Consider the following 6,278-nt stretch of genomic DNA (forward strand, 5'->3'; position numbering starts at 1 on the left):
TTGTCCTTTGTCCTTTTTATTTGCTAATGACTAATGACCAATGACCAATGACCAATGACTAATGACTCTTGACTAAAAAACTATGCTGCCGGAACAACAACAGCGGATTTTGGGTTACTTTATTGAAGAAGCCAGGGATCACCTGAATACCATTGAGCAGGGCTTACTGAATTTAGAGGGTACCCTGAACGACCCGGAAATGATCAGTGAGGTCTTCCGGGCGGCTCACTCCATCAAAGGAGGAGCGGCCATGCTTGGATTGACTAGCATCCAGCATACCTCCCACCGTCTGGAAGATTGTTTTAAAGTTCTTAAAGATAATCCGGTTCAGATTGACCAAAAGTTAGAGTCTTTATTTCTTGGTGTATCTGATACCCTAAAATCGCTGTTAGAGCATTTGAGCGGGCCTTATGGTCTTTCTGAAGATGCAGCTAATACTTTGATGTCAGAAACTGAGCCAGTCTTTCAATGGCTGTATCAGCATTTGGAACTACTTGTAGAACAAGGAAAGAGTGGAGCAGCCAGCAGTCCTGACGCAACAGAACTTACAACCTCTGTAGAGAATGTCTCCACAGTTACAGAACTTTTCCTGCGGCGAGATATTCCCGATCTGGCAGAAGACACCCATCAGGAATCTCCAGACTCGGTAACACCTCAAGAGACGCTAGACGCTCGCGGACTCGCTAACGCTGCGCTAGACGCTCGCGGACTCGCTAACACTGCGCTAGACGCTCGCGGACTCGCTAACACTGCGCTAGACGCTCGCGGACTCGCTAACACTGCGCTAGACGCTCGCGGACTCGCTAACACTGCGCTAGACGCTCGCGGACTCGCTAACACTGCGCTAGACGCTCGCGGACTCGCTAACACTGCGCTATCGCCAGTCACTGCGAAAGAAAGTAATAACTGGAGCGAGTTCCAAGCCCAAGTGCTGCAAACACTGCGGGAAATGTTGCAATTATTTAAGCAAACGACAACACCCTCAACTCGGCAAAACCTCCAGCAATGCTGTCACCAGTTAGTCAAACTTGGTGAAACTTGGAATTTGTCCAAGTGGTGTGGTTTGTGTCAAGCAGCAGCCAGTGCGATCGGCAATCCCGAAAATACTTATCTGACTTTAGCTAAAATTGTCATTACCGAAATCAAACAAGCTCAAGAATTAGTCTTGCAAGGTAGAGAAGCCGAAATTGCAATTAGTCAGCAACTAGAAGCACTTTTGAGCTTTGCAGAAATTGAGTTATTAGAAGTTACCCCTGATTTGTTTGATGAACAATCTGCGGCTTTCACAGAATCAGAGCCAATTCTATCTGGTAACACCGAGCCGTTAGCCCAGAAAACTGAAGAACTGAATCTAGACAAGGATAATAGCGATCGCTACGTCAACGTCTCCGACGAACGCCCCTACCTTCAGTTACAAGGAACACCACTAAATGAAAGTAGAAACACTAGTCTTACTTTTACCACACATGACGAAGCACATCCAATCAGTAAGAATCTTGACCCCAATGGCCCAGAGGTAGGAATAGCTGAGTTAAATACCCTTGCTGATTTATTTGACGGCGAGACTCCTGAACTAGATGAAAGTTGGCATCAAGAAGAAACCTTAGATATTGTTGCTATCAATGACTTTGGAATTGATTTGAGCAGCACTGAGGCTGAAGAGGCTCATAACGATTTATCTGATTTACTCTCCTTTAATGAAGATATAAGCAACGCGTTGCACCTAACAAGCACAGCCACAACAGAAGATTTATCCTTGTTATTTGGCGACCATTTCCTAGAAAAAGATAATTCAGAACCACAAAATCAACAAACATCTGCTACGCCTCTAGAGTTGAGCGATATTAACGAATTTGAGATAAATTTAGACTTATCTTCTTCCAAAATTTTACAAGAATTTATTGATATTCCTAGTGATACAAATCAGACTATTAGCGAAATTGTCCAAAATAATGAACTCGAAGATTTATTGACACTGGGGTTAGATGATGATGAACTATTGCCAACAAGCAAAATCACTCAACCAGAAACTGAGCCGTTCGCTAGTGTGGAACTATCTATCAACCAACAAAATAATTTTGATAATTTATTCTTAGAAACTAAAAATGCAAATTGGGTAGAAGAAATTACCCCTAGTGACTACATAGAATTACCCCAGCCAACAGACTTGTCTTTGGACAACCTGTTTGCTGAAATGGAAGAACAGACACAACTATCGACAAGTGAACCAGAAATCAGTGATTTATTTGATACACCTCCAGTAACAGAACCTGAGTTTTCTCAATCCGAAAATGATCTGAGCAACTTCTGGAATCAGGAAACCACAGAGGAAAAGGACGAATTAGATTCCTTAATTGAGCAGAATGTGGAAACGGCGTTAGATGAAAGTTTGTTTACTGCGGCGGCTGATGACATTTTTGCTGATAATCAGCAGTCCATACCTTCGCCTATAGCCAGTTTTGATATAGAAGAAGATTTTGATATCAATTTCCAGTATCAAGAACAGCTAGATTTGATATTATCATCAGATTCTGGAGATAATTTATTTGATGAATTTACATCAAGTAGCTTAACTATTTCTCCTATAATCAACGATACCTCCACGCCGGAAACGCCTTTGTTATCGCAGCATCCGGGTGAAGAAATTCTCAGACCACAACAACCAGAATCTTTAGATTTTGTTCCAGAATTTACTAATCAGACCCCAGATATATCTGCTGTTGATCTGGAAGTTAATTCATTAGGCTTTTTTGATGATAATCCGCAATTTCTGTTTGAAGATGTTGCTACAAATGAATTGACCTATATTCAGATGGAAACCACAGAGAATACTGTGGATGAAATATCAGAAACCGTCAGTTTTAGGGAAAGTTCAGATTCAGCATTACTCAAAGAACAGCCAGGTGATTTGTTCGGCTCTTTAGATGAAAATCCACAACTGCTGTTTGAAGATGTCGCGACAAATGAATTGACCTATATTCAAATGCAAACCACAGAGAATACTGTGGATGTATCAGAAACTATCAGTTTAGGGGAAACTTCAGATTCAGCATCACCCGAAGAACAGCCAAATGATTTGTTCGGTTATTTCGAGGAAAATCCACAACTGCTGTTTGAAGATGTCGCGATAAATGAATTGACCTATATTCAGATGGACACCACAGAAAATACTGGGGATGTATCAGAAACTATCAGTTTAGGGGAAACTTCAGATTCAGCATCATCCCAAGCACAGCTATTTGATTTGTTTGACTCTGAAAATGTCGCGATAAATGAATTGACCTATATTCAGATGGACACCACAGAGAATACTGTGGATGTATCAGAAACGGTCAGTTTTGAGGAAAATTCAAATTCAGCATCACCCGAATCACAGCCAGGTGATTTGTTCGGCTCTTTCGATGAAAATCCACAACTGTTTTTTGAAGATATCACGACAAATAATTCCACCTATATTCAGATGGACACCACAGAGAATACTGTGGATGAGCTATCAGAAACTATCAGTTTTGGAGAAACTTCAGATTCAGCCCAGACAAGCCCAGAAGTTTTAGAAACTGAGGAAAATAATAATTTAGAAACTACCTTTGATCTAAGAGAAAACACAGTTGTTAAAAATAATTTATTGTTTACAGAAACCACTGAAATAGTTGCTCAAGAAGATGAATTTGCAGACTTGGCAGCATTATTAGGAGAGGACGTAGCACCCATCCCCAAAGCTAAGAAGATACCAGAAGTAGATTTTGCTGCCCTGGAAGAATTGCTAAGTACAGATAACAATAGCGATGTCTACGACGGGTTAGGCCAACGCCAGCCCTTCAACACTCAACCAGTCTTAGCTAAAAACGCTATTCCATCACCAGCCATCAAAGATGAATTTGGTGACTTAGAGAAGTTGCTGGCAGAAGCGAATCAAACAATATCCCATTCAACTGTAGTAAAATCGAACACCAGCCAAGCTACCCGTCCCTCTACTCGTCGGGCTGCGAGATTTGAAGAAACGATGAAGGTTCCAGTTAAGCAACTGGACGATATGAGTAATTTAGTTGGGGAATTGGTGGTAAACCGCAATACCTTAGAGCAGGATCATGAACGACTGCGACAGTCATTAGATAACTTGCTGATTCAGGTACAACAACTCTCGGATGTGGGCGCAAGGATGCAGGAGTTGTACGAGCGATCGCTACTAGAAGCGTCTCTGTTAGCTGGACGCAAAAAGAAAGACCCCGACTTACAAGCCTCTGATTCCAATGTTGATCGGGGTTTTAGCGAGCTAGAAATGGATCGTTTTACTCCCTTTCATACACTCTCACAGCAGATGATTGAGCGGATTGTACGCGTGCGGGAGTCGGCTAGTGACATTGATTTTGTTACTGAAGAAACCGAACGAGTCGCCAGGCAGTTCCGCCAAGTAACCACCCAGTTACAAGAGGGATTAACTAGAGCGCGAATGGTGCCTTTTGCTCAAACTATTGATCGCTGGCGGCGAGGAGTGCGCGACAACGCCATTAAGTGTGGCAAACAAGTAGAGTTGGTGATCGAAGGTGGTGATACCTTAATTGACAAGATGATTTTGGATCATCTTACCGATCCACTGACTCACATGCTGAATAATGCGATCGCTCACGGTATTGAAACGCCAGAAGAGAGGCAAGCTGCTAGTAAACCACCTGTAGGAATTATTACTATCCGTGCCTTCCACCAAGGCAACCAAACGATCATATCTGTAGGCGATGATGGTGCAGGTATCGATTCCGCAAGGGTTAAGGCTAAAGCGGTGAAGATTGGCATGATTACAGAAGCGCAGGCAAAAGCTATGTCTCGTCTGGAAGTCTACGATCTGCTGTTCCAGTCTGGTTTTACAATCAAAGACCAGGCAGATGAAATTTCTGGTCGTGGTGTGGGTATGGACGTAGTACGCTCCGAAATTAGCGAAATTCGGGGAACAGTGAACACCGATTCTGCGATCGGCAAGGGAACCACCTTTACCATTCGTCTACCTCTAACTCTGAGTATTTGTAAAGCTCTCTGCTGCGTCTCCGATCGCGCCAGAATTGCCTTCCCGATGGACGGTGTAGAAGATACGCTAGATATACCAGTCAAAAATATTCAGCACGATGCCAATGGGCAATCATTTATTTCCTGGCGCGATACAGTGCTACCATTCCGACCCCTGAAGGAACTTTTAACCTTCAATCGCCAAATCAGTCGTGGTAATGTCTATGGCGGCACCAGAGATGATGATATGGTTTCTGTAGTTGTGGTGCGATCGGCAAATACCCTAATTGCTCTACAGATTGACCTGGTGTTAAGCGAACAAGAAATTGTAATTAAGCAATTTGAAGGGCCAGCACCTAAACCCATTGGTGTAGCTGGTGCTACAGTCTTGGGTGATGGTCGGATTATGCCCATTGCTGACGTACTGGAAATAATTGACATCTTCCAGGGACGAATTTCTACACAAATTGGTGGCAGTTCTTGGCAACAGAAAACTACTCCCCCAGATACCTCTCCTACAAAGATTGACCCGACAGTGCTGATTGTTGATGACTCGATTACAGTCCGAGAACTGCTCTCCCTAACGTTTAATAAGGCAGGTTATCGCGTAGAACAAGCGCGTGACGGTCAGGAAGCTTGGGATAAACTCCGCTCCGGTCTGCCTTGCGATATCGTATTTTGCGACATCGAAATGCCCCGCTGCGATGGTCTAGAGTTACTCTCTCGCATCCAGAAAGACTCCAACCTCAACCACTTACCGATCGCTATGCTCACTTCGCGGGGTGCAGACAAACACAGACAAATTGCAGCTCAACTCGGTGCTAGTGGCTACTTTACCAAGCCTTATCTCGAAGAAGCTCTACTTGAAGCTGCAGCGCGGATGCTGAAAGGAGAGAAACTCGTTAGCTAAATCAACCAAAAGATTGAAGAATTTGGGATGGATACACCAAATGGCTTTATCCAACCGCGCCAGGGTACGTTGACTAGTCGTTGCTGTCGAAGCAAATTGATGATTTGGAACCGACTCTCACTCGGCATGGCTATGACGTGACGGACTTGGCTGAACAGTTCAATGCCAAATCGGCTGAAATTAAAACAGTGAACAGTGATCAGTGACCAGTGACCAGTGACCAAGCGTATGGTGGGGGATTTAAACCCGCCACCAACGCTTTCCACTCTTCCTTTTGTGGGGGACTTATACTAATTCTCTAAAAGCTGGCTACAGATGAGATAATAAGATTTAATGAGAAGAGGGATATCCAATGTCAGGGGTCTATCAA

Annotated in this window: 1 protein-coding gene; it reads left to right on the plus strand. The window is 43.5% G+C overall.

Annotated features, from left to right (window positions below; translation table 11 throughout):
• Positions 1–82: 82 nt before the first annotated feature.
• The gene (locus HWQ58_RS07815) at positions 83–5,908 is read left to right on the plus strand and encodes a response regulator (RefSeq protein WP_292859929.1); all 5,826 of its coding nucleotides are present in this window, start codon (positions 83–85) and stop codon (positions 5,906–5,908) included.
• Positions 5,909–6,278: the final 370 nt, after the last annotated feature.

It is taken from the genome of Nostoc sp. LPT (assembly GCF_017115165.1).
Taxonomy (GTDB): Bacteria; Cyanobacteriota; Cyanobacteriia; order Cyanobacteriales; family Nostocaceae; genus Nostoc.